This window comes from Cellulomonas telluris (genome assembly GCF_004886325.1).
In the GTDB taxonomy this organism is placed as follows: Bacteria; Actinomycetota; Actinomycetes; order Actinomycetales; family Cellulomonadaceae; genus Cellulomonas; species Cellulomonas telluris.
Genome location: NZ_QXFN01000003.1, coordinates 725,768 through 748,945, shown reverse-complemented (window position 1 = coordinate 748,945; position 23,178 = coordinate 725,768). Strand labels below are relative to the sequence as shown.

The window sequence follows — 23,178 nt, the reverse complement described above, 5'->3', positions numbered from 1 at the left end:
GTTGAGTTCTCAAGGAACAGACGCTCATCCTCGATCCACCCTCTCGGGCTTCCCGCAGGAGGCTCATCCACCCTAGCAGACCCTTTTCGCTTTCCACGACCACCGAGATGACCGTTTCCAGCAGGACCGCCGTTGTGTTTCCACCCTAGCAGAAGAAATCATTACCCCGGACGCCGTGACGCCCGTCGCAATTCCCTCTCCCGCAACGATTTCCACGCTACCAGGCCATTCCCCCGCACCCGACCGCCGAAACGACCGACCACCAAGAACGACCCACCCGCACCTCACACCCCGACGCGCCAAGCGCCTGGGTGATCCGAACCGGGATGGTGCCCTGCTCCGCGGGACCGGCCACCATCACGGTGTCCGTGCCTCCCTGCCGGGCGGGCCTAGAGAACATTACGCGGCCGGAGCCCTGCGCGCAAACCCTCCGGGCGGTGACCGTGGTCACCACGCGCGGGCCCGTTCCCCGTCCTGCTGACGCTCTCCTCAACGCCCGAGGACGACGGTCCATTCCCGGACCGCACCGGCTGGGGTCGTCAGGCCGCGAGGGTCCGGACGACCGCGTCCGCGAGCAGACGCCCACGCCGGGTGAGCACCACGCGCCGCGTGCCCGCCATGCCGAGGGCGGCACGGGCGTCGACGAGGCCGTCGGCGACGAGGCCGGCGACCGCCGCGCGCGCCGGGGGCGCCAGCTCCCCGATGGGCAGCCCCTCGGCGATGCGCACGCCGAGCATGACGTGCTCGAGAGCCGCCGTCCCCGCGTCGACGACCTCGCGGCCCGCGGCGGGGCTGCGGCCGGCGAGGAGGCGGTCGGCGTACGCGCGCGGGTGCTTCACGTTCCACCAGCGCACACCGCCGACGTGGCTGTGGGCGCCGGGGCCGATCCCCCACCAGTCGTCGCCGCGCCAGTACCCCAGGTTGTGCGCGGACGCGTCCTGCGGCGTCCGCGCCCAGTTGCTCACCTCGTACCAGTGCAGGCCGGCGGCCGTCAGCAGGTCGTCGGCGAGCTCGTACTTCGCCGCCTGGTCGTCCTCGTCGGGCAGGCTCAGCTCCCCACGGCGGACCTGGACGGCCATGCGCGTCCCGGGCTCGACCACGAGCGCGTACGCGCTCACGTGGTCCACCCCCGTCGCGAGAGCCGACTCCACGCTGCGCCGCCAGTCGTCCAGCGACTCCCCGGGCGTGCCGTAGATGAGGTCCAGCGAGACGCGCAGGCCGGCGTCCCGGGCCCAGCGGACGACGTCGGGCACGCGTCGCGGGTCGTGCGTGCGGTCGAGGGTCGCCAGCACGTGCGGCACGGCCGACTGCATGCCGAACGAGACCCGCGTGAAGCCGGCGTCGGCAAGACGGCACAGCCCGCCCGGCGTGACCGAGTCGGGGTTCGCCTCGGTCGTGACCTCGGCACCCGGCGCCAGTCCCCACGTGCCACGGACACCGTCGAGCAGCCGGACGAGGTCGTCGACCGGCAGGAGCGTGGGGGTGCCCCCGCCGACGAAGACGGTCGACACCGGTCGTGCCGGCAGGCCCGCCTCCCGCATGACCCGGTCGGCCAGGGCCACCTCCGTCAGCGCCGTGGTCGCGTAGGCGGCGAGGCTCCCCCCACCGCCGAGCTCGGTCGCGGTGTAGGTGTTGAAGTCGCAGTAGCCGCACCGCACGGCGCAGAAGGGCACGTGCAGGTAGACGCCGAACGCGCGTCCGGCCGACCGCTCCGCCACCGACCGGGGCAGAGCGCCGTCCGCGGGCGCGGGATCGCCGTCGGGGAGCTGAGGGGCCACCTCCCCATGCTCCCACCGCCGGGGCACGTCCTCGTGCCCGGTGGGTGTGACGTCCGGGGCGCGGGTCGTCCCCGTCGCCTAGCGATCGATGAGGACGTCCGCCGCGCCGTCGGTGAACCACGCCGGGTGGTCGACGTACGGCAGGAACGCGGTGACGGGGTTGTGCGTGAGGGCGACGGCGAGCAGCACCGCCGCCGTCAGCACCGCGGCCACGCCGCGCCAGGCGCGGGGGCACCGCTGCCACGTCCAGAGGGCCGCCGTCAGCGCCGCCGCGACCGCCACCCCGAGGACCGGCAGCAGGTACCGGCCCGAGTGCGCGTAGTACTGGTCCAGGGAGAGCCACGTGCGCAGGTTGAAGACGAACACCCCCGCGACGTAGAGCATGCAGACGCCGCCGACCACGACGGCGGCCGGGGTCCGCAGCAGCCTGCGGATCCACGCGACGCCGACCAGCGCACCCGCGAGGATCGTGGCGCGACCCAGGAGTGCGACGGCGCCCGGCAGCTCCCAGTCCGTGTCCCGCCCGCGGTAGAAGAAGGTGCTCTCGTAGTAGATCCCCGCCCACGTCAGGGCGTACCGCGGGAGGTCGAGGCGCTGCGGCTCGCGCACGCCGCCGGCGACCTCCGCGAGGTACGTCTCGCGGACCTCACGGTTGCGGCGGTAGATGTCGAAGACCGTGCACTCCTCCGCGGTGTGGATCACGTCGCAGCTCGGGTTGGCGCTGCCGTGCACGAGGAGGTTCAGACCGATCCGCTCGACGAGCAGCGCCACGCAGACGAGGGCGAGGACACCCAGCAGGACCACGAGGACACGGCGTTCCCTCAGCTCCGCGACGAGCCGGGCGCGCAGCCCCGGGTCGGGGTGCCGGCGTCCCTGGAGCGCCAGGACGACGACGAGGACGACCACGCCGGCCGCGACGAACGGGAAGAACGTGTACTTCGTGATCGACGCGGCCGAAGCGGCGGCGACCAGGACGAGCGACCAGACGACCGTGACCTGCCGGAGCAGGTGGACCATGGCGAGCAGGACCAGCAGGAACAGCAGCATCGACGGCGTGTCGTAGGACACGCCGGCGCTCTGCCACACGAACCGGCCGGTGAGTGCGAGCGCGAGGACGCTCCACCCGGTCGTGGCGGCACCGACGCCGGCCCCTCGCAGGAGCGCGCGCAGCACGAGCAGGCAACCGATACCGGTGACCACCGTGAGGAGGCGCAGGACGACCACGACTGCCTCGTAGCCGATGCCGGCGGCGAGCAGCCCTCGCGCCGGGAAGCTCATCAGCCAGTAGTAGAGGTAGCTGGGGAACCGTTCGACCTCGCCGAGCCACAGCGTCTCCGGCGTCACGTCCGACAGGAACGGCCCCGCCGCGACGGGCCGTTCGGCGTACAGCAGGATGTTGCCGATGTGCCGGAACTCGTCGGGCACGCGGCTGGTCTTCGCGACGAACGGCACACCGTCGACCACGCCCTGGAACGGGGGCACGAAGATGACCACGGCGAAGAACGTCCCCATGAGCGCGAACAGCACGAGGGTCGCCACGTTGAGCGCCCGACTGCCGCCGACGCGCCACAGCGCCGCAGCACCGAGGACGACCGCCTCGTTCGCCGAGGACCACGCGCGCCGCCGCCGGGGCACCGCGCCCGTCCCCGCCGTCACCTCTTCTTCGCGTCCTTCGCGTCCTTGCCGCCGCCCGAGCCGGCGCCGTCCGAGGACAGCGCGGCGATGAAGGCCTCCTGCGGCACGTCGACCCGGCCGATGGTCTTCATGCGCTTCTTGCCCTCCTTCTGCTTCTCGAGCAGCTTGCGCTTGCGGGTGATGTCACCGCCGTAGCACTTGGCGAGGACGTCCTTGCGGATCGCCCGGATCGTCTCGCGCGCGATGATCCGCGAGCCGATGGCTGCCTGGATCGGCACCTCGAACTGCTGACGCGGGATGAGCTCCTTGAGCTTCGCCGTCATCATGACGCCGTACGCGTAGGCCTTGTCCTTGTGGACGATCGCGCTGAAGGCGTCCACCTGCTCGCCCTGCAGCAGGATGTCGACCTTGACGAGGTCGGCCACCTGGTCGCCGAGGGGCTCGTAGTCGAGGCTCGCGTAGCCGCGCGTGCGGGACTTCAACTGGTCGAAGAAGTCGAACACGATCTCGGCGAGCGGCAGCACGTACCGCATCTCGACGCGGTCCTCGGACAGGTAGTCCATGCCCTTGAGGTCGCCCCGCTTGGACTGGCAGAGCTCCATGATCGCGCCGATGAACTCGCTCGGGGCGAGGATCGTCGCCTTGACCACGGGCTCGTGCACCTCGCGGATCTTGCCGCCGGGGAACTCGCTGGGGTTCGTCACCTCGACGCGCGTGCGGTCCTCGAGCACGACCTCGTAGACGACGTTCGGGGCGGTCGAGATGAGGTCGAGGTCGAACTCGCGCTCGAGCCGCTCGCGGATGATCTCGAGGTGCAGCAGGCCGAGGAACCCGACGCGGAAGCCGAAGCCCAGCGCGACCGACGTCTCGGGCTCGTAGTTGAGCGCGGCGTCGTTGAGCTTGAGCTTGTCGAGCGCGTCGCGCAGCACCGGGTAGTCCGACCCGTCGATCGGGTAGAGCCCGGAGAACACCATCGGCTTGGGGTCGGAGTACCCGCCCAGGGCCTCGGCCGCCGGCTTCGCCTGGTTGGTGACCGTGTCGCCGACCTTCGACTGGCGCACGTCCTTCACGCCCGTGATCAGGTAGCCCACCTCGCCGACGCCCAGGCCCTTCGTCGGGACGGGCTCCGGCGAGATGACGCCGATCTCGAGCAGCTCGTGCGTCGCGCGGGTCGACATCATCGCGATGCGCTCGCGCGGGTCGAGCCGGCCGTCGACGACCCGGACGTACGTGACGACGCCGCGGTACGTGTCGTAGACGGAGTCGAAGATCATCGCGCGGGCGGGTGCGTCAGCCACGCCGACGGGCGCCGGCACGGTGCGGACGATCCGGTCCAGCAGCGCCTCGACGCCCTCGCCCGTCTTGCCCGACACCCGCATGACGTCCTCGGGGTCGCCGCCCACGAGGCCGGCGAGCTCCTCGGCGTACTTCTCCGGCTGCGCCGCGGGCAGGTCGATCTTGTTGAGCACCGGGATGATCTGCAGGTCGTTCTCGAGCGCGAGGTAGAGGTTCGCGAGCGTCTGGGCCTCGATGCCCTGCGCGGCGTCCACGAGCAGGACCGCCCCCTCGCACGCGGCGAGCGAGCGCGACACCTCGTACGTGAAGTCGACGTGGCCGGGGGTGTCGATCATGTTGAGCGCGTAGGGGGTGCCGTCGACCTCCCACGGCATGCGCACGGCCTGCGACTTGATGGTGATCCCGCGCTCGCGCTCGATGTCCATCCGGTCGAGGTACTGCGCCCGCATGGCGCGCGCCTCGACGACGCCGGTGAGCTGCAGCATGCGGTCGGCGAGCGTCGACTTCCCGTGGTCGATGTGCGCGATGATGCAGAAGTTGCGCAGCAGCTCGGGTGCCGTCGCCGCCGGGGCGATGCGAGCCGCGGCGGCGGCGCTCGGGATCGGGGACACGCGCTCTCTCAGCTCCCGGGTCGTGGTGGGCGCCGGCGGGTCCGGCTCCAGGTTCTCGGTGCGACGCGGCGGCGCGGGCTCTGGCACGGCGCCACGGGTCGGCACCACCATGCTCCCATGACCAGCGACGTGTCGGCCCCACCGGGACCCGGCGGCGCCCGCCCCCGCCCGCCCGGCGTGCCCGAGACGTACCTCGAGCTGCTCGCGGACCTGCAGGGCGGCTTCCTCGACGGCGTGCGCAGCGCCGACCCCGAGGCGCGCGTGCCGTGGTGCGGGCGGTGGCGCGTGCGGCACCTCGTCGTCCACCTGGCCCGCATCCACCACTGGGCGGCCGCGCAGGCGGCCCGCACGCGCGAGGTGCCGCTCGGGCGCGGGCCGTTCGTGCTCGACGAGCTCTACGCCAGGTGCGCCCGCGAGCTGCGGGACACCCTCGGCGGGCTCGACCCCGACGCCACGACGAGCACGCTGCTGGGCCCCGGCCCGGTGGCGTTCTGGCACCGCCGGCAGGTGCACGAGACGCTCGTGCACCTGTGGGACCTGCGCACCGCCGCGGGCCTGCCGGCGACCGCGCCCGCAGCGCTGTGGGCGGACACCGTCGACGAGCTGGTGACCGTCATGCAGCCGCGCCAGGTGCGGCTCGGGCGGATGGAGCAGCTGCCGGTGCGGGTGCGCGTCGAGGCCCGCGACACCGACCGCGCCTGGACGTTCGAGGCCGCACCGGAGGTGGCCCCGCGCCCGGACGTCGTCGTCACCGGCACGGCCGAGGAGCTCGCGCTCGTGCTCTGGCGGCGCCGCGGCGTGGACGACGGCGGTGTGCGGGTCGACGGCAGCCGGGAGGCCCTCGACGCCCTGCTCGGCTCCCGCCTCATCCCCTGACGCCCGCGGTGCGGCGGCCCGGGTCAGGCCTCGCGCGTGATGCTCACCTGGACGACGAGGTCCTCCGTCGGCGGTCCCGCGTAGATCCCGCGCAGCGGGGGCACGTCGTCGTACGACCGCCCGCGCGCGAGGACGACGTGGTGCTCCCCCGCCGGCACCCCGTTCGTCGGGTCGAAGCCGTACCACTCGCCCGTCCACCACTCGACCCACGCGTGGGACTCGCCCGTCACGGTCCGCCCGACCTCGCCGCTCGCGTCGGGGTGCAGGTACCCCGAGACGTAGCGCGCAGGGATGCCGACCGACCGCAGCGCCCCCAGCGCGAGGTGCGCCATGTCCTGGCAGACGCCCGTCCGCTTCGCCCACGCCTCGGCTGCGGGGCTGTGGACCGTCGTCACCCCCGGCACGTACTCCAGCCCGTCGCGGACCGCGCGGCACACCGCCTCCGCCGCCGCCGCGGGCGCGGAGCCGTCCGCCGCCGCGCGGGCGAGGGCGACCACGTCGTCGGGCACGGTCGTCGTCGGACCGTCCGCCAGGAACTCGGCGAGCCGGTCGCGGACCTCCGCGCCGTGCAGACGGTGCCAGGGCACGTCCGCCGGCGGGGTGGTGCGCGGCGCGACCTCCACCAGGTGCTCCGCGGTGAGCAGGAGCCCCTGGTGCGGTGCGAGCACCTCGAACGCCGTCACGTGCGTGCCCCAGTAGTCCCGGAAGTCGTGCGACCAGGTGTGCGGCTGGACGTCGAGGCGCGACGCGAGCACGGTCTGGCCCGGCTCCGACAGCGGCGTCATGCGGGCCTCGTTGTACGACGCCTGCACGGGCTGCGCGTAGCGGAACGCCGACGAGTGCAGGATCCGCAGCCGGCTCACAGCGCCTCCCCCACCCACGTCAGCTCCGCCCCGGACGGGAAGTACCGGCCGCGCACCGAGTCCGAGGCCGCCGAGCAGGCACGCTGGACGAGCTCCATCTCGCGCGGCAGGTCGTCGAGGATCTCCATGAGCGGGCGGTACTCCAGGTTCGAGCGGACGTGGCCGAGGTGCCGGCGGGCGTCGTCGATGCCCGCGCGGTCCGCGACCGGTTCCAGCGCCGTCAGGCACGCCTCCGCCTGGTTGAGGGCCGACACGATCGAGCGCGGGAACAGCCGGTCGAGCAGGAGGAACCCCGCCGCACGCTCGTCCGGCGCCGTGCCGCGGTAGGTCCGCAGGAACGCCTCGTGCGCGCCGCACGAGCGCAGCAGCGTCGTCCAGCCGGGTCCCGCCGAGCCCGCGAGCGCCCGCGTGGTCAGCAGGCGCGCCGTCATGTCGGCCCGCTCGATCGAGCGGCCCAGCACCATGAAGGACCACGTCTCGTCGCGCGAGGTCGTGCCGTCCATGATCCCCGCGACGATCGCGGCCCGCTCCCGCACCCACGTGAAGTAGTCGTGCGGACGCGTCGGGCGCATGTGCGTCGGGAGCTGGTTCCACGTCGCGTTGAGGCACTCCCACAGCTCGGTGGAGACGATCTCGCGCGCGCGGCGGGCGTTCTCGCGCGCGGCGACGAGCGCGCCCGCGATCGCCGACGGGGAGAACCGGTCGTAGGCGAGCACGTCGAGCACGTGCTCGCGGCCCACCTCGACGTCCGGCGGCGGCGCCGGCCGGTCCATGACCGACAGCAGCGAGCGGCAGGCGGCGTCCTCCTCCGCCCACGGGTCCTCCAGGAGGATCTGCACGTGCACGTCCAGCAGGCGCGCGGTGTCGTCCGCGCGCTCGACGTACCGGCCGATCCAGAACAGCGACTCGGCGATGCGGCTCAGCACGTCGCGCCCCCCGTCGCCCGCTGCTGCTGCTGCTGCATGACCTGCACCCGCGCGTCCTGGGGACTGGAGTCGATGGGGACCGCGGCGTCCTGCGCGACGCGCTGCGGCTGCTGCTGGCCCTGGTGCTGCGACCGCCGCGGCACGCGGCCCCCGAGCACCCACGTGTCCTTGGACCCGCCGCCCTGGGAGGAGTTGACGACCAGCTGCCCCTCGGGCAGGGCGACGCGCGTCAGGCCGCCCGGCAGGACGTAGACGGCGTCCCCGTCGTTGACCGCGAACGGGCGCAGGTCGACGTGCCGGGGTCGCAGCCCGTCCTCGACCAGCGTGGGGACGGTCGACAGCTGGACGACGGGCTGCGCGATCCACCCGCGCGGGTCCTCCCGCAGGCGGGCGCGCAGCGCGTCGAGCTCCGCCCGGGACGCCTTCGGCCCGACGACGAGGCCCTTGCCCCCCGACCCGTCGACCGGCTTGACCACGAGCTCGTCGAGGCGGTCCAGGACCTCCGCCAGCGCCCGCGGGTCCTCCAGGCGCCACGTGTCGACGTTCGGCAGGATCGGCTCCTCGCCCAGGTGGTACCGGATCAGGTCGGGGACGTAGGTGTACAGGAGCTTGTCGTCGGCGACGCCGTTGCCCACCGCGTTCGCGAGCGTGACCGTCCCGAGGCGCGCGCAGGTCATGAGTCCCGGGCAGCCGAGCAGGGAGTCCGAACGGAACGTCACCGGGTCCAGGAACTCGTCGTCGACCCGTCGGTAGATGACGTCGACGCGCCTGCGTCCCTGGGTGGTGCGCATCCACACGCGCCCGCCCGCGCAGTAGAGGTCGCGCCCCTCCACCAGCTCGACGCCCATCGTGCGGGCCAGCAGCGTGTGCTCGAAGTACGCGCTGTTGTAGACCCCGGGCGTGAGGACCACGACCGTCGGGTCGTCGACACCCGCCGGGGCGGCGGCGATGAGCGCCGCCAGCAGCCGGCGCGAGTAGTCGACGACCGGGCGGATCCGCAGCGTCGCGAACAGCTCGGGGAACGTCTGCGCCATCGCGCGACGGTTCGACAGGACGTAGCTGACGCCGGACGGCACGCGGACGTTGTCCTCCAGCACGCGCCAGCCGCCCAGGGAGTCCCGCACGAGGTCGATGCCCGAGACGTGCACGCGCACGCCGTTCGGCGGCTCGATGCCACGGGCGGCGCGGTGGAAGTGCGTGGAGGAGACGACGACGGAGCGTGGGACGACGCCGTCGGCGACCGCCTTCTGCGGCCCGTAGACGTCCGCGAGGAACGCCTCGAGCGCGCGCACCCGCTGCTGCACGCCGGGTGCGACGTGCTCCCACTCGTCGCCCGCGATCACGCGCGGCACCACGTCGAGGGGGAAGGGGCGCTCCTCGCCGGCGAAGTCGAACGTCACGCCCTGCGTGAGGTACGAGCGCGCGAGCGTGTCGGCACGGGCGCGCAGGTCACCGTCCGAGAGCTGCGCGAGCGCGGCGTGCACGTTGCGGTAGGCGGCGTGGACGTCGCCGTCGGGGCCGATCATCTCGTCCCAGGCCGGCCCTGCCGGGTAGTCGTCGAACAGGTCCGCCATGGCCGCGAATGTAGCCCCGATGTGTCACCGTCGCGTTACGGCGCGACGGGCCGGGAGCGGGGCGCCCGGCGCGTCCCCGGGGCGCCGTGCGCGCCCTCCGGTCGGTACGCTCCCGGCCGTGGGCCGCACCTCCTGGACCTCCGTGCTCGGCGCCGTCGCGCGCGGTCTCGTCCGGCCGTCCGGGCGCCGACGGCCGCCCGCCGACCCGCAGGCGCCGCGCACGTCGGCTGGTCCGGGTCGACGGGGTGTCCGTCCGGTCTGGGCGCCGGCCGCCGACGGCGACCCGGACCCCGGGGAGGTCGTCTGGGCGTGGGTCCCGTACGAGGACGACCTCGCGCAGGGCAAGGACCGCCCCGTGCTCGTGCTCGCCCGGGAGGGGCGCACGCTCGTCGCCCTCATCCTCAGCAGCCAGGACCACGACCGCGACGCGGCGGACGAGGCCCGTCACGGCCGCGTCTGGACGGACGTGGGCACGGGCGCGTGGGACGCGCGACGGCGTCCCAGCGAGGTCCGTCTCGACCGGGTGCTGCGCCTGCCGGCGGACGCCGTCCGGCGCGAGGGCGCGGCGCTCGACCGGGCCGTGTTCGACCGGGTCGCGCGTTCCGCCGCACGCCTGCACGGCTGGTAAGATCTCGATCCGCGTGTCCGCCCGGGTCGGCGGGCACCAGCGCAGGCCGTTCCCCGCGGGTCTCCCCACGCCCCAGTCCCGGCGCTGCGCACGCCCTCTACGACCTGTCAGATCGCTTCGGCGACCACACCAGAGAGTCCACACGTGGCGAACATCAAGTCCCAGATCAAGCGCATCCGCACCAACGAGACGGCTCGGCTGCGCAACAAGGCTGTCAAGTCGGAGCTGAAGACGTACATCCGTCGCGTCCGCGAGGCCGTCGCCGGCGGTGACAAGGACGCCGCTGCCGCGGCGCTCGTCGTCGCGACGCGCAAGCTCGACAAGGCGGTCTCGAAGGGCGTCATCCACGCCAACCAGGCCGCCAACCGCAAGTCGGCGCTGGCGAAGAGCGTCAACGGTCTCTGACCCGCTCCGGACTCCTGCCCCCGCCCGGCGTGGGCAGGAGCACCCGGGACGCACGCACGAGGGCGTCACCCCCGCGGGGGTGACGCCCTCGTCGCGTCCGTGCGGTGCGTGGCCGACGCGTCAGCCGACCGACCAGGTCTGGTGCGGCAGACCGGTGGGCAGCGACGGCTGGAAGCCGGCCTCGCGCAGCGCCCGGTCGTACGCCCGCGCGGCCTCGTCGACGTCGCCGCGGCGCAGGTAGCGGTCGCCCAGCTCACGCCACACGCCGGCCGAGTGCCGCGTCGCCGCCATCATCCCCAGCATGTCGGCGCCCCAGCGGAAGGCCTCCGTCGCCCCCTCCTGGTCGCCACGCGCGTCGAGGACGTCACCCAGGGCGAGGCGTGCGGTGGCGGCCTCGAGTCGCGGTGCGTCGCCCAGCGCCTCCAGGGCGGCGCGCGCGTCGGCCTCGGCGGCCTCCGCGTCGCCGAGCAGCAGGTGGGCTCGCGACCGCTCCACCTGCAGCCGCGCGACGTCGAGCGTCGAGCCGAGCGCGGAGAGCCCGGGCTCCGCCAGGTCGATCTGCTCGAGCGCGGCGCGGGCGTCGGCCGGCTCCGAGCGCAGCAGGAGCCACGCGTAGTTCAGCCGCAGGCGCGGCAGGTCGCGGTCGGGCTCCCCCTCCGAGAGCAGCGCGAGGGCGCGCTCGGTGTAGCGCTGCGCGAGCTCGTAGTCGCGCCGCTGCTCCGCGACGAGCGCCGCGTTCCAGTAGACGGAGCCGCGTCCGCGCGGCGTGCCGAGCGACTCCGCGAGCCGCACGAGCTCCGAGGCACGGTGCGTCGCGTACAGCAGGTCGCCGCGCTCGACGTAGGCCCACAGCACGGTCGAGGCCAGCCGCAGGTGCTCGTCGGTCCCGACGAGGTCGGCGCCGTCGAGGTCCGCGAGCGTGCGCTCACCGACCTCGACCGCGCGGTGCAGGTCGCCCGCCTCGAGGTAGCAGCCGACGAGCGCCGTCGTGAGCACGCCGGCGCGCAGGTGGTCGTTGCGTCCCTGGGTCTCCGCGAGCAGGGGCTCGAGGATCGTGATGGCCGACTCGAGCTCGCCGCTCATCTCGTGGGCGCGGGCGAGGGTGGTCAGGACCTCGGAGCGCAGCGCCGCGGTGACGACGGCCAGGTCGAGCGAGGCGATGCGGTGCACCGCGCCGGCGGGGTCGCCGCTGGCGAGGTCGAGGCGGGCGTAGTCGAGCTCGAGGCGCGTACGGGCCTCGTTGGGCCCGTCGTCACCGTGCTTGAGGAACTCGAGGGTCGTGCCCAGGCGCTCGGCCAGCACGGACAGCGCAGCGTCCGTGGGTTCCCGGTGCCCGGCCTCGATCAGGGAGATGTAGCTGGGCGAGAACGCGCTCCCGGCCAGGGCCGTCTGCGAGAGCCCGGCCGCCTGGCGCGCTTCGCGCACGCGGTCACCGATGGTCGACATGGCAAGTCATTGTACGTGTGACGGCTGAGGACGCCAGACCTTCACAGGGCGAGTCCTGGGCGGGTCGAGCGCGACCGGCGACCGGCGGTGGGGCGCCGCGCGTCCCGCGTGCGCCCCACCTGCTGGTGCTCGGCTCAGAGCGCGTCCTTGCAGCAGCCGCTCGCGCCGCCACCGTTGAGCGACACCGACCCGGCGGTGACGGCGGGCGCAGCCGTGGCGAGGGAACCGGCGATCACGAGAGCGGCGAGGGCAGTGGCGACGGACTTCATGTCGTTCTCCTGTCAGGGCTCGGCACCTGGGCGGACCTCCCGGCACCCCCTCCAGGCCGGGGGCGCCGCCGCAAGGGTGACACACCCGGACATGCCGCGGGAACCGCTCATCCCTCCGGAGGCGCCGCCGCGCGAATCCACCCTGTGGAGGGATGATCACAATGGTGCAGATGTGGTGTCATAGTGGTCATGACACCCGAGGGCCGCGAGTCATCGCTCGCGCGGCTGGGCGCGGCGGTCGACGCCGCGATCCCGCGCGAGCTGCGTCGCGCCTGGGAGGAGCACGTCGCCCGCCAGCCCGTGCTCGTCGCCCGGCAGGGCATCTACTCGGCGCACGGCAGGCCGTTCGGGTACCAGTTCTCCTACCGCGCTCCGGGCCACCATGCCGACGTCGCACGCGGCTGGGGTCGACGCGACCACGAGCGCGCCACCGAGCACGTGCTGCGGGCGACGTTCGGGCGGGCCGACCTGGAGAGCGTCGCGCACGGTCGCCTGCTCTTCGTGCGGTGCCCGCGTGCCCACCTGGTGGGCGAGCTCGAGCTGCCCGCGCGGCCCGACCGGCTCGTGCTGGAGGTGAGCAGCACCACGGACGTCGACGCCCAGGTGCTGGCCGGCATCCGTCGTCTGCGCGAGCGCGGCTTCCGCATCGCGGTGCCCTCCTTCGTGGACCGCCCCGACCAGCGGCGCCTGCTCCCCCTCGCCGACGTCGTGAAGATCGACGTGCGGGACCTCGACGTCGAGGGCCAGCCGGTCGTCGCCGTCGCGAGGTCGTTCGGGGCGCTGCTCGTCGCCGAGTACGTCGAGTCGACGCAGACGCTCCGGCACGCGCGAGAGCTCGGGCTCACCCTCTTCCAGGGCAACCTCATCGAGCGCGCGGGTGTGCTCGACCGTGCGGGAGCACGGCTCGTCGGGCGCTGACCAGGACCGGGAGGGCCGACGGACCTCGCCGACCCTCCTCGCCCGCGGGCGGCCGCGGGTCAGCGCTCGACGGCGTCCGCCACCCGCAGCACCGCGCGCTCGACCGCGAACCGGGGGTCGCGTCCCTCGCCCTTGACCTCGGCGTCCGCCTGCGCGACCGCGGAGATGGCGGCCGCCAGCCCCTCGGGTGTCCACCGTCGCAGGTCGGCGGCCGCACGGTCGACCTGCCACGGGGCCATGCCGAGCTCCCGTGCGGCGGCCGCTCCCCTCCCCCGCACGGCGCCCACCTTGGCCAGGGTGCGCAGCCTCGCCGCGAGCGCGGCGACCACGGGGACCGGGTCGAGACCGGTCGCCATGGCATGGCGCAGCAGCGCCACCGCGCGCCCTGCCTCCCCCGCGACGGCGGCGTCGGCCACCTGGAACCCCGTGGCCTCGACCCGACCCCCGTGGTAGCGCTGCACGGCCTCGGAGCCGATGAGCCCCGTCGTGTCGGCGACCAGCTGGGCGCAGGCCGCCGCGAGCTCGCGCAGGTCGGACCCCACGGCGTCGACGAGGGCCCGGACGCCCCGCGCGTCGGCGCGACGCCCCGCACGCGCGAGCTCGTCCTGCACGAACGCCGCCTTGTCGGCGTCGGACTTCACGGACTCGCACGAGACGGTCGGCACGGCCGCCTTGCGCGCCGCGTCGAGCAGCCGCTTGCCCCGCATGCCCCCGGCGTGGCGCAGCACCACCACGACGTCGGGCACGGGCGCGGACAGGTACGCCTCCGCGTCGACGAGCAGCGCGTCCCCCGACCGCTCGACCCCCTCCACCAGCACGACCTTGCCCTCCGCGAACAACGAGGGGCTGGTCAGCACGGCCAGCTCGCCCGCCACGTACTGGGCTGCGTCGACGCGCACCACCTCCACGTCCGGGTCCTGCTCCCGGACCCGGGCCACGACGCGCTCGGCCGCCCGTTCCGCCAGCAGCTCCTCGGGACCCGACACGAGCACGACCGGGGCCGGCTCCGCCTGGTTCCAGGGCACGCCCGCCGGCGCGGAGCCCCGGCCGGGACGCCCCGAGGACGACGAGCGTGCGGACGAGCGGGACGACGGACGGGAGGGCACGCGCCCAGTGTGCCGGACGGCGCCGACAGCTCCCGCGCACCGGCCGCGCGCTCGGTGCCCGTGCGGCAGCGCCGGCTCAGCGGCGGCCGCTCCGGGCGCCCAGGAGGACGGTGGCGCTGACGGCGACGACCGCGGCGGCGACGGCGCCGAGCGGCCCCGGGAGCCAGGCCACGCCGGCGGCCGGCAGCGCGGCGCACCACCGGGCGACCGCGCCGATCCACCAGCAGGCCGCACCGGCGACCGCCGCGAGGGCCTCCGCACCGCCCGGCCACCACGGGGCGAGGAGCAGGGCCGCGAGGCCGAGGACGGTGGCCGGGCCGACGACCGGCGCGGCGGCCAGGTTCGCGGGCACCGCCCACACCGGGAGGGTCGGCCACAGCGCGAGCACCACCGGCAGGCACCCGAGCTGTGCCGCGACGGGCGCCGCGAGCGCTGCCGCGCCCGTGCGGCCGCACCACGCGGACCACCGCTCGACGAGACGCGGGCCGAGCACGACGAGCCCCGCCGTCGCCGCGACCGAGAGGGCGAAGCCGGGCGCCGGCGCCAGCCAGGGGTCGTGCACGAGCAGCCCCACGACCGCCGTGCAGAGTGCGGCCGGCCCCGCGGCACGCCGGCCCGCGAGCAGCGCCAGGAGACCGACGCCCCCCATGACGGCGGCGCGCACCACGCTGGGCTCCGGGCCGACCACGAGCACGAGAGCGGCACCGGCCGCCGCGGCGGCGAGCACGCGCGCCACCGTGGGCGCGCGGGCTGCGGCCGCCGCACCGAGCACGAGCGCGCCGAGGAGCGCGAAGTGGGCGCCGGAGACCGCCGTCAGGTGGGTGAGGCCGGACGCGCGCAGGGCGTCCGCGAGGTCGCCCGGGACCTGTCCGGTCTCGCCGACGGTGACGCCGGGCAGCAGCGCGCCGGCGTCACCGGGCAGGGAGGCGCCGAGGTCGCGCGCGTGCTGACGCGCGGTGCTCGACCAGGCGTACCACGGCCGGGGACCGAGGAGCACCGACGGGGGCCGGTCCGCCGCGACCGTCGTCCCCGCGCGCTCCGCCTGCGGGCGGGCGGACGCACGGCCCTGCACGGCGATCCGGGTGTCGGTGGCGAGCGCCAGGGGCGCCGTCCCCGGGTCGAGCGCCAGCACCACCGGGACGCCCGACGCGAGGAGGACGCCCGTGGACGCGGCACGGACCTCCTCGGCGGCCACCGGCAGCAGGGTCCGCGGCGGCCCCGTCCCGCCGGTGACGACGCGAGCCACGCCGGAGACGCGGCCCACGACCTGCACCACGTCGCCGCCGGCGGCGGCCCGGGCCAGGTCGGGCGGGTGCGCCGCGGCCCGCTGCGCGGCGCCGGCGGCCAGCACGCAGGCACCGACGGCGAGCGCGAGCAGGGCGGCGGGGACGGCGCGCGCACGTCGCAGCCGCCGCGGCGCGAGGAGCAGGGCGGCGACCGGCAGGAGCGCTGCCACGGCGACGACCGCCGCCGGCCGGAGCAGGCCGGGCGGCGCGAGGACGGCGGTCGCCGCGGCGACCCAGGCCGTCACCGCGGGCGGCAGGAGCCGCAGGTCCGTGCGCGGACGCGGGCCGTCGCCCGTCGCGCCCTCGGCAGGCTCACCGGCGCTGCCGTCCCCACCGGGCGCCGGCGACCGCGCGCGCCCCGCGTCCCCGTCCGCGCTCACACCCGGACCAGCGGACGCAGACGCTCGAGGACGGCGGGGCCGATGCCGCTGACCTCGTCCAGCTCGTCCACGGAGGTGAAGGGCGCCTGCGCGCGCCGCTCGAGGATGCGCTCGGCCAGCACGGGTCCGACGCCCGGCAGCGCGTCGAGGGCCGCGGCGTCCGCCGAGTTCAGGTCGAGCAGGCCCGCGACCGGGGCAGGCGCACCGGCGCCGTGGGTCGTCCCGGGCGCGGGTGCCGGCGCCGCCTCCCCCGCTCGCGGCACCTGGATCTGCTCGCCGTCGACGACCGTCCGCGCGAGGTTGAGCGCGCCGAGGTCCGCGTCGGCGGCGGCACCGCCGGCGGCGGTCACGGCGTCCGCCACGCGGGCGTCGGTGGGCAGGGTGACGAGCCCGGGCGCACCCACCGCGCCGACGACGTGGAGCACGACGCGTCCCGCCGGCGCCTGCGTCGGCGCGGCAGGAGCGGCAGGGGCGGCAGGGGCGGCGGAGGCCGTGGGCCTCGGCACCTCGACCGGCGCGCCCCGGGGTGCGGTCGACGCCCGCAGCGCGACCGCACCCGCCAGCAGGGCGACCGCGAGCGCCGCGACGGCGGCGGCGCGGGGTGCGACGGCCCACCGCAGACGCCCGCGAGGCGGGGCACCGACGTCCGGCGGGGGTGCCGGACGGTCCGCACGTGCCCGGCGGGCGGCCTGCGCCAGCGCCCGCACGGTCACCGGCTCCTCCTGCGCACCGGCACCCGCCTGTCCCGGCGGCTCGGGCCGCGGCACCGGCGACGGGTCGCGGGGCGTCCAGCCGGGCAGCGGCGGCTCGTCGGCTGCCGTGCGCAGCCGCGGGCGGACCTGGGCGTGGTGCGTCGGGTCGGGCGGGCGCGGTGCCGGCGCCGGCGGCGCGCCCGCGGCGAGGACGGAGAGGCGGTGCGCGACGGCGGGCGCCGGACGGTCGCGGGGAGGCACGGCGGCACGTTAGGAGGGCCGGCCCGCCCCACGAGGGACGACGGGGCGCCCCGGTGGAGGAGCCGAGCGCGCCAGGGGCTGTGGTCGGGCGGGCGCCGCGACCGTGCGACGGCGCCGCCCGCCGGTCTGCCGGTTCGGCTGCCCTCCGGCGGCGACGTCGGTGCGCCGCGCAGCCGTCAGGCGTCGGCGACGACGACCGCGAGCAGCCCGGGGCCGGCGTGGGCACCGAGCACGGCGCCGGCGTCGCCCACCACGGTCTCGACCGTGTCGCCCAGCGCGGAGAGCCGCTCGGCGAGCGCCTCCGCCACGCCCGGGTCACCGGCGTGGTGCACGCCGAGGCGCACCCGCCCTCGCCCGGCGATCTCGGCGGCGGCGACCTGCTCGAGGCGCTCGCGCGCGGCACGCCGCGTGCGCACCTTGTCGGCCACGACCACGCGTCCCTCGTGCACCGCGAGGAGCGGGCGCAGCCCCAGCACCGTGCCGAGGGCCGCGGCCGGTGCGCTCAGCCGGCCGCCGCGCCGCAGGTGCTCGAGCGACTCCACCAGGAACCAGGTGCGGCTGGAGGCGGCGACGGCCGCGGCCGTCTCCGCCACCCGGGTCACGTCCGGCCACGCGGGGACCGGCCGGCGCCGACGGCCCGGCAGGGCGGGCGCGGGGCGGCGGCGCCGTGCCCGCTCCGGCTCGCCGGCGGGCTCGTCGGGGACCGCGGCCGCCCGCGCCGCGGCCAGCGCGGCGAACCCCAGGCCGAGGGCGACGGTGCCGGAGTCGACGACCCGCACGGGGACCGGGCTCACGGTCGCGGCCGTGCGCGCGGAACGCACCGTGCCCGACATCTCGCCGGACAGGTGCACCGAGACGATCTCCCGCGCGCCGGCGGCCGCGGCGCGCTCGTACGCCGCAGCGAAGGCCGACGGCGGCGGCTGGGACGTCGTCACGCGCGCACCGCGCTCCAGCGCGCTCAGCAGCTGCGCGGGGGTGACGTCGACGCCCTCGACGTGCGTGGCGCCGTCGATCGTCACGTCCAGAGGCACGACCGTCAGCCCCGCCGCCGCCGCGAGGGCGGGCGGCAGGGCCGACGTCGAGTCCGTGACGACCGCGACCCGCGGCGGGTGCGGTGCGGGCGCCGCGCTCAGGCCGGCACCACGTTGACGAGCTTCGGCGCGCGCACGATCACCGTGCGCACGTCGCGACCGTCGAGGGCGCGCTGCACGCCGGCGTCGGCCAGCGCGAGGGCACGCAGCTCGTCCTCGGTCACGGAGGGCGACACCTCGGCGCGGCCGCGCACCTTGCCCGCGACCTGCAGGACGCACGTGACCGTGTCCTCGACCAGGTACGCGGGGTCGGCCTCGGGGAAGCGCGCGTGCACGACCGACCGCTCGTGGCCCAGGCGGTGCCACAGCTCGTCCGCGATGTGCGGCGCGACCGGCGCGACCATCGTGACGAGCGCCTCGACCGCCGCCCGCGGGGCGCGCTCCAGCGTCGTCAGGTGGTTGTTGAGGACGATGAGCTTCGCGATCGCGGTGTTGATCCGCATCGCCTCCATGTCCTCGCGCACGTCCGCGACCGTGCGGTGCAGCAGGCGCAGCGTCTCCGTGGAGGGCGCCTCCTCGGAGACCACCAGCTCGCCGGTCTGCTCGTCCACGACGTTGCGCCACAGGCGCTGCAGGAACCGCTGCGCACCGACGACGGCGCGGGTCTCCCAGGGGCGCGACAGGTCCAGGGGGCCCATCGACATCTCGTAGACGCGCAGCGTGTCGGCACCGTACGCGTCGTACATCTCGTCCGGGGAGACGACGTTCTTCAGCGACTTGCCGATCTTCCCGTACTCGCGGTGGGCGGGCTCCCCCGCGTACGAGAAGCCGGTGGGGCTCGCCTCGTCCTCGACGACCTCGGCGGCGGGGACGTACACGCCCCGCTCGTCGGTGTAGGCGTAGGCCTGGATGTAGCCCTGGTTGAACAGGGTGTGGAACGGCTCGGCGCTGCGGACGTGACCCAGGTCGTGCAGGACCTTGTGCCAGAACCGCGCGTACAGCAGGTGCAGCACGGCGTGCTCGACGCCGCCGACGTACAGGTCGACGCCGCCGACCGAGCTCGCATCCTGGTGCCCGTGGCCGGGGCCCAGCCAGTACTGCTCCAGCTCGGGGTCGACCACCGCGTCCTCGGCGCGCGGGTCCAGGTACCGCAGGTGGTACCAGCACGAGCCCGCCCAGTTCGGCATGGTGTTCGCGTCGCGGCGGTAGCGCCTCGGCCCGTCGCCCAGGTCGAGCTCGACGTACAGCCAGTCCTCGTTGCGGCCCAGCGGGGGCTCCGGCTCCGAGTCCGCGTCGTCGGGGTCGTAGGTGCGCGGCGAGAAGTCGGGCACGTCGGGCAGCTCGACCGGCAGCGCGGACTCGGGCAGCGCGATCGGGTTGTCGTCCTCGTCGTAGACGATCGGGAACGGCTCGCCCCAGTACCGCTGCCGGCTGAACAGCCAGTCGCGCAGGCGGTACGTGACGGTCTTCTCCCCGGCGCCGCGCTCGGCCAGCCATGCGACGACCCGGTCCTTGGCCTCGGCGACCGTCAGCCCGTTGAGGTCGATCTCGTCGTTGGCCGAGTTGATGACCACGCCGTCGCCGGTGCGCGCCCCCTCGGGGGCGCCCTCCGGGGCGTCGACCGTGTGGACGACCGGCAGCTCGAACGCCTGGGCGAACGCGAAGTCGCGCTCGTCGCCGCCGGGGACGGCCATGATCGCGCCCGTGCCGTAGCCCATGAGGACGTAGTCGGCCGTGAAGACGGGCAGCAGCGCGCCGTTGACGGGGTTGACCGCCAGGTGCCCGGTGAAGACGCCGGTCTTGCGGCCCGCGTCCTGCTGCCGCTCGACCGCGGTCTTCGCGGCCGCCTCGGCGCGGTACGCCGTGACCGCGTCCGCCGGGGACGCGTGCCCGCCGGTCCAGACGTCGTGGGTGCCGTCGGGCCAGGCGGCGGGCACCTCGTCGAGCAGCGGGTGCTCGGGGGCCACGACCATGAACGTCGCGCCGAACAGCGTGTCGGGCCGGGTCGTGAACACCTCGACCTCGCTGCCGCCCTGCACGGCGAAGCGCACGCGTGCGCCCGTCGACCGGCCGATCCAGTGCCGCTGCATGGACTTGACCTTCTCGGGCCAGTCGATGCGGTCCAGGTCGTCGGTCAGGCGGTCGGCGTACGCCGTGATCCGCATGTTCCACTGGCGCAGGCTGCGCTGGAACACGGGGAAGTTGCCGCGCTCGGACCGGCCGTCGGCGGTGACCTCCTCGTTCGCCAGCACGGTGCCCAGGCCCGGTGCCCAGTTGACCGGCGTGTGCGACAGGTACGCCAGGCGGCGGGAGTCGACCACGCGGCGGCGCGTCGCCTCGTCCAGGTCCGCCCACGTGGCGCCGGGGGTCACGCCCTCGACGTCGGCGGGCAGCGGGCGGGCCCCCGACGCGTACTCCTCGGCCAGCTCGGCGACCGGGCGCGCGCGGCCGCGGCCGCCGTCGGCGCGCACCGCGTCCTCGTCGTACCAGGCGCCGTAGATCTGCAGGAAGATCCACTGCGTCCAGCGGACGTAGTCGGGGTCGATGGTCGCGAACGAGCGGCGCGGGTCGTGGGCCAGGCCCAGGCGGCGCAGCTGGCGCTGCATGATCGCGATGTTCGCCTCGGTCGTCGTGCGCGGGTGCTGCCCCGTCTGCACGGCGTACTGCTCGGCCGGCAGGCCGAAGGCGTCGAACGCCAGCGCGTGCAGGACGTTGTCGCCGCACATGCGCCGGTACCGGCCGACCACGTCCGTGGCGATGTACCCCAGCGGGTGGCCGACGTGCAGCCCCGCGCCCGAGGGGTACGGGAACATGTCCATCACGTAGAACGGGCGCGCGGCGGGGTCCGCGTGCCTGCCCTCGCCGTCGGTGAGGTGACCGGACGGGTTCGGCGTGAAGTACGTGCCGCGACGCTCCCACTCGTCCTGCCAGCGCAGCTCGATCTGCTCGGCCAGCGCGGCGGTGTACCGGAAGGGGACGTCGTCGGAGGTGGTCGTGGGGGCCTGGCTCATGGTGGTCCTTCGCCGCGGGTCTCGTCGGGGGTCAGCCGGCACCACGCACACCGCGACGAGTGACCGGCCTAGAGGGTCTCGCCGCGGCGTCGAAGGAGGAACGTGCTCGCCAGCACGGGGACGACCTTACCCCCGCCCGCCGACGCCCCGGCAACCGGCCGGCACGCGCGCGCCGGCCGGTCAGGCGCGGGCCGCGGCCACGGCCGGCGCCGCGGCGGGCGCCGGGGTGCGGCCCGCGACGAGCACGACGACGAGGCCGAGCGCGGTCAGCCCCGCGCCCACCCACGCCGGGGCCAGCAGGCCCCAGCCGCCGGCGATGACGAGCCCGCCGAGGAACGCGCCGGCCGCGTTGCCGAGGTTCAGGGCGGAGTGGCACAGCGCCGCGCCCAGCGAGGGCGCCGCGGGCGAGACGTCCATGAGCCGGGTCTGCAGCGCCAGGCCGAGCACCTGCGACGTCACCCCGAGCAGCACGAGCGCGGGCACCACGGCCGCGGGCCACGGGCCGACCAGCGCGATGAGCACGAGCACCGCGATCGTGGCGACCATGCCGCCGACCACCGTGCCGAGCACGGAGCGGTCGGCGAGCCGGCCGCCGAGCAGCGTGCCGGCCGTCATGCCGATGCCGTAGAGGGCCAGCACGAGCGGCACGGCGGTCACGGAGAGGCCGGTGACGTCCGTGAGCAGCGGCTTGACGTACGAGTAGACGGCGAACATGCCGCCGAAGCCGACGGCGCCGGCCCCGAAGGCCACCCAGAGCGGTCCGTTGCGCAGCGCCGTGAGCTCGCCCCGCACGGTCGCGCCGGCGGCGGCCGGCAGCGACGGCGTCCACGCGCGCAGGGCGACGAGCGTGACGAGGCCGAGCACGCCGACGCCGACGAAGGCCCACCGCCACCCGACGGCGTGGCCGACGACCGCGGACAGCGGCACCCCGACGGCGCACGCGACCGTGAGGCCCGCCATCATGGCGGCGACCGCCCGGCCGCGGCGCTCGGGCCCGACGACGGCGGTGCCGACGACCGCGCCCACGCCGAAGAAGGTGCCGTGCGGCAGGCCCGCGAGGAACCGGGCCGCCACGAGCGTCTCGGCGGTCGGCGCGAACGCCGCGAGCACGTTCCCGACCGTGAAGGCGGCCATGAGCACGAGCAGCAGGCGGCGGCGGTCCAGCCGGGCCCCGAGCGCGGCGAGCGTCGGAGCGCCGAGCACGACGCCGAGCGCGTACGCGGTGATCGCGTGGCCGGCGACGGGGATCGAGACGTCGAGGTCGGTCGCGATCTCGGGCAGCAGGCCCATCGTGGCGAACTCGGTGGTGCCGATGCCGAACCCGCCCAGCGCCAGCGCCAAGAGCGCGGTGCGGGCGCCGGCGGACGGCGCGGGCGACCCGTCGGCGGACGCGGGCGGCCCAGGGCGTGCGGAGGTGACGGTCACGAGGCCTCGGATCGATTCGATGCGGGACCGAGGGACGCCGTCGACCGCTCGGGGGGATGGGCCCAGACTACGCGGGCAGCGGAGCGGCGAGCCAGATCGCGCTCGCCGCGACCTCGCCCAGCTCGACGCGGGCCGGCTGCGCGCCGTCGATGGCGACGCTGACCACGCCGGTCACCGCCCGGCGCTCGTCGAGGCGCACGCGGGCGTCGAGCACCAGCCCCACGTCGTCGAGGTACCGCAGCAGCTCGGGGTCGGCGTCCGAGATCCGCGCGACGACGTAGTCCCCCGGCTCGACCTCCCACATCACCCGCGCCGCGGGCAGGTGCACCGAGCCGTCCGGACCGGGGATCGGGTCCCCGTGCGGGTCCCGGTCCGGGTGGCCGAGCAGCTCCGCGACGCGCTCGACGAACCGGTCGCTGACCGCGTGCTCGAGCACCTCGGCCTCGTCGTGCACCTCGTCCCACGCGTACCCGAGCTTCTCCACCAGGTACGTCTCGATGAGCCGGTGCCGGCGCACCATGGCGACCGCGTGCGCACGCCCGACGTCCGTGAGCTCGACCGCGCCGTACGGGCGGTGCGTGACGAGACCGGCGTCCGCGAGCCGGCGGACCGTCTCCGACACCGTCGACGGGCCCACCCCGAGCCGGGCAGCGAGCAGCTTGGTCGTGACGGGCGCGTCGGACCACTCCTGCGCACCCCAGATGACCTTGAGGTAGTCCTGGCCGACGGCCGTCAGCGGGGCGGGGCTGTCGGATGTCACG

General features: G+C 75.5%; 19 protein-coding genes. 4 read left to right on the top strand and 15 right to left on the bottom strand.

The genetic code is table 11. The annotated features are described in order from the left end of the window. Window positions 1-539: 539 nt before the first annotated feature. The 3 genes from hemW to lepA form a co-directional block, all read right to left on the bottom strand. The gene (gene hemW / locus FB586_RS12250; RefSeq protein ID WP_136519557.1) at window positions 540-1,778 is read right to left on the bottom strand and encodes a radical SAM family heme chaperone HemW; all 1,239 of its coding nucleotides are present in this window, start codon (window positions 1,776-1,778) and stop codon (window positions 540-542) included. A gap of 78 nt (window positions 1,779-1,856) precedes the next feature. Further along, window positions 1,857-3,434, bottom strand: a complete 1,578-nt coding sequence (locus FB586_RS12245) for a hypothetical protein (RefSeq protein WP_136519556.1) — start codon at window positions 3,432-3,434, stop codon at window positions 1,857-1,859. Further along, complete coding sequence (gene lepA / locus FB586_RS12240) at window positions 3,431-5,320, bottom strand: translation elongation factor 4 (protein ID WP_136519555.1); 1,890 nt, start codon at window positions 5,318-5,320, stop codon at window positions 3,431-3,433. The genes FB586_RS12245 and lepA overlap by 4 nt, the downstream gene beginning before the upstream one ends. Before the next feature lie 117 nt (window positions 5,321-5,437). On the opposite strand from lepA, the gene FB586_RS12235 reads away from it, so the two are divergent. Next, entirely contained in the window at window positions 5,438-6,196 is a 759-nt protein-coding gene (locus FB586_RS12235; RefSeq protein WP_136519554.1) for a maleylpyruvate isomerase family mycothiol-dependent enzyme, read from the top strand. Between the two features lie 23 nt (window positions 6,197-6,219). Here the strand turns inward: FB586_RS12235 and FB586_RS12230 are convergent, their stop codons facing one another. From FB586_RS12230 to FB586_RS12220, 3 genes are read right to left on the bottom strand one after another with little or no spacing between them, the layout of a single operon-like run. Beyond that, on the bottom strand, window positions 6,220-7,059 hold the full coding sequence (locus tag FB586_RS12230; RefSeq protein WP_136519553.1) for a transglutaminase family protein: 840 nt from the start codon (window positions 7,057-7,059) through the stop codon (window positions 6,220-6,222). Beyond that, a complete protein-coding gene (locus tag FB586_RS12225; protein ID WP_136519552.1) occupies window positions 7,056-7,985 on the bottom strand; it encodes an alpha-E domain-containing protein in 930 nt (309 codons plus the stop codon). Before FB586_RS12225 ends, FB586_RS12230 begins: the two co-directional genes overlap by 4 nt. Then, complete coding sequence (locus tag FB586_RS12220) at window positions 7,979-9,559, bottom strand: circularly permuted type 2 ATP-grasp protein (RefSeq protein WP_136519551.1); 1,581 nt, start codon at window positions 9,557-9,559, stop codon at window positions 7,979-7,981. Before FB586_RS12220 ends, FB586_RS12225 begins: the two co-directional genes overlap by 7 nt. Before the next feature lie 118 nt (window positions 9,560-9,677). Here FB586_RS12220 and FB586_RS12215 point away from each other — a divergent pair, with 118 nt between their 5' ends. Both FB586_RS12215 and rpsT read left to right on the top strand, forming a co-directional pair. Next, entirely contained in the window at window positions 9,678-10,187 is a 510-nt protein-coding gene (locus FB586_RS12215) for a type II toxin-antitoxin system PemK/MazF family toxin (protein WP_246036719.1), read from the top strand. Between the two features lie 144 nt (window positions 10,188-10,331). Next, window positions 10,332-10,592 carry a 30S ribosomal protein S20 gene (rpsT, locus tag FB586_RS12210; protein ID WP_136519549.1) on the top strand — a complete coding sequence of 87 codons (261 nt, stop codon included), beginning with the start codon at window positions 10,332-10,334 and terminating at the stop codon, window positions 10,590-10,592. Window positions 10,593-10,712: 120 nt separating this feature from the next. Here rpsT and FB586_RS12205 read toward each other — a convergent pair whose 3' ends face one another. Next, complete coding sequence (locus FB586_RS12205; protein WP_136519548.1) at window positions 10,713-12,038, bottom strand: helix-turn-helix domain-containing protein; 1,326 nt, start codon at window positions 12,036-12,038, stop codon at window positions 10,713-10,715. A gap of 134 nt (window positions 12,039-12,172) precedes the next feature. After that, window positions 12,173-12,307, bottom strand: a complete 135-nt coding sequence (locus tag FB586_RS20190) for a hypothetical protein (RefSeq protein WP_281276670.1) — start codon at window positions 12,305-12,307, stop codon at window positions 12,173-12,175. Window positions 12,308-12,496: 189 nt separating this feature from the next. Between FB586_RS20190 and FB586_RS12200 the strand changes: the two genes are divergently transcribed. Then, on the top strand, window positions 12,497-13,225 hold the full coding sequence (locus tag FB586_RS12200; protein ID WP_136519547.1) for an EAL domain-containing protein: 729 nt from the start codon (window positions 12,497-12,499) through the stop codon (window positions 13,223-13,225). 59 nt (window positions 13,226-13,284) lie between these two features. Here FB586_RS12200 and holA read toward each other — a convergent pair whose 3' ends face one another. The 7 genes from holA to FB586_RS12165 form a co-directional block, all read right to left on the bottom strand. After that, window positions 13,285-14,250, bottom strand: a complete 966-nt coding sequence (gene holA / locus FB586_RS12195) for a DNA polymerase III subunit delta (RefSeq protein ID WP_168800550.1) — start codon at window positions 14,248-14,250, stop codon at window positions 13,285-13,287. A gap of 157 nt (window positions 14,251-14,407) precedes the next feature. Then, window positions 14,408-15,997 carry a ComEC/Rec2 family competence protein gene (locus FB586_RS12190; protein WP_136519546.1) on the bottom strand — a complete coding sequence of 530 codons (1,590 nt, stop codon included), beginning with the start codon at window positions 15,995-15,997 and terminating at the stop codon, window positions 14,408-14,410. Continuing rightward, the gene (locus FB586_RS12185) at window positions 15,994-16,950 is read right to left on the bottom strand and encodes a ComEA family DNA-binding protein (protein WP_246036718.1); all 957 of its coding nucleotides are present in this window, start codon (window positions 16,948-16,950) and stop codon (window positions 15,994-15,996) included. Before FB586_RS12185 ends, FB586_RS12190 begins: the two co-directional genes overlap by 4 nt. Before the next feature lie 176 nt (window positions 16,951-17,126). Further along, on the bottom strand, window positions 17,127-18,083 hold the full coding sequence (locus FB586_RS12180; RefSeq protein WP_136519639.1) for a DegV family protein: 957 nt from the start codon (window positions 18,081-18,083) through the stop codon (window positions 17,127-17,129). Then, window positions 18,080-20,992, bottom strand: a complete 2,913-nt coding sequence (gene leuS / locus FB586_RS12175) for a leucine--tRNA ligase (protein ID WP_136519545.1) — start codon at window positions 20,990-20,992, stop codon at window positions 18,080-18,082. Before leuS ends, FB586_RS12180 begins: the two co-directional genes overlap by 4 nt. Window positions 20,993-21,172: 180 nt before the next feature. Further along, window positions 21,173-22,417: an MFS transporter gene (locus FB586_RS12170; RefSeq protein WP_136519544.1), complete on the bottom strand. Its 1,245-nt coding sequence runs from the start codon at window positions 22,415-22,417 to the stop codon at window positions 21,173-21,175. Between the two features lie 67 nt (window positions 22,418-22,484). Then, a complete protein-coding gene (locus FB586_RS12165; protein WP_136519543.1) occupies window positions 22,485-23,177 on the bottom strand; it encodes a metal-dependent transcriptional regulator in 693 nt (230 codons plus the stop codon). Window position 23,178: the final 1 nt, after the last annotated feature.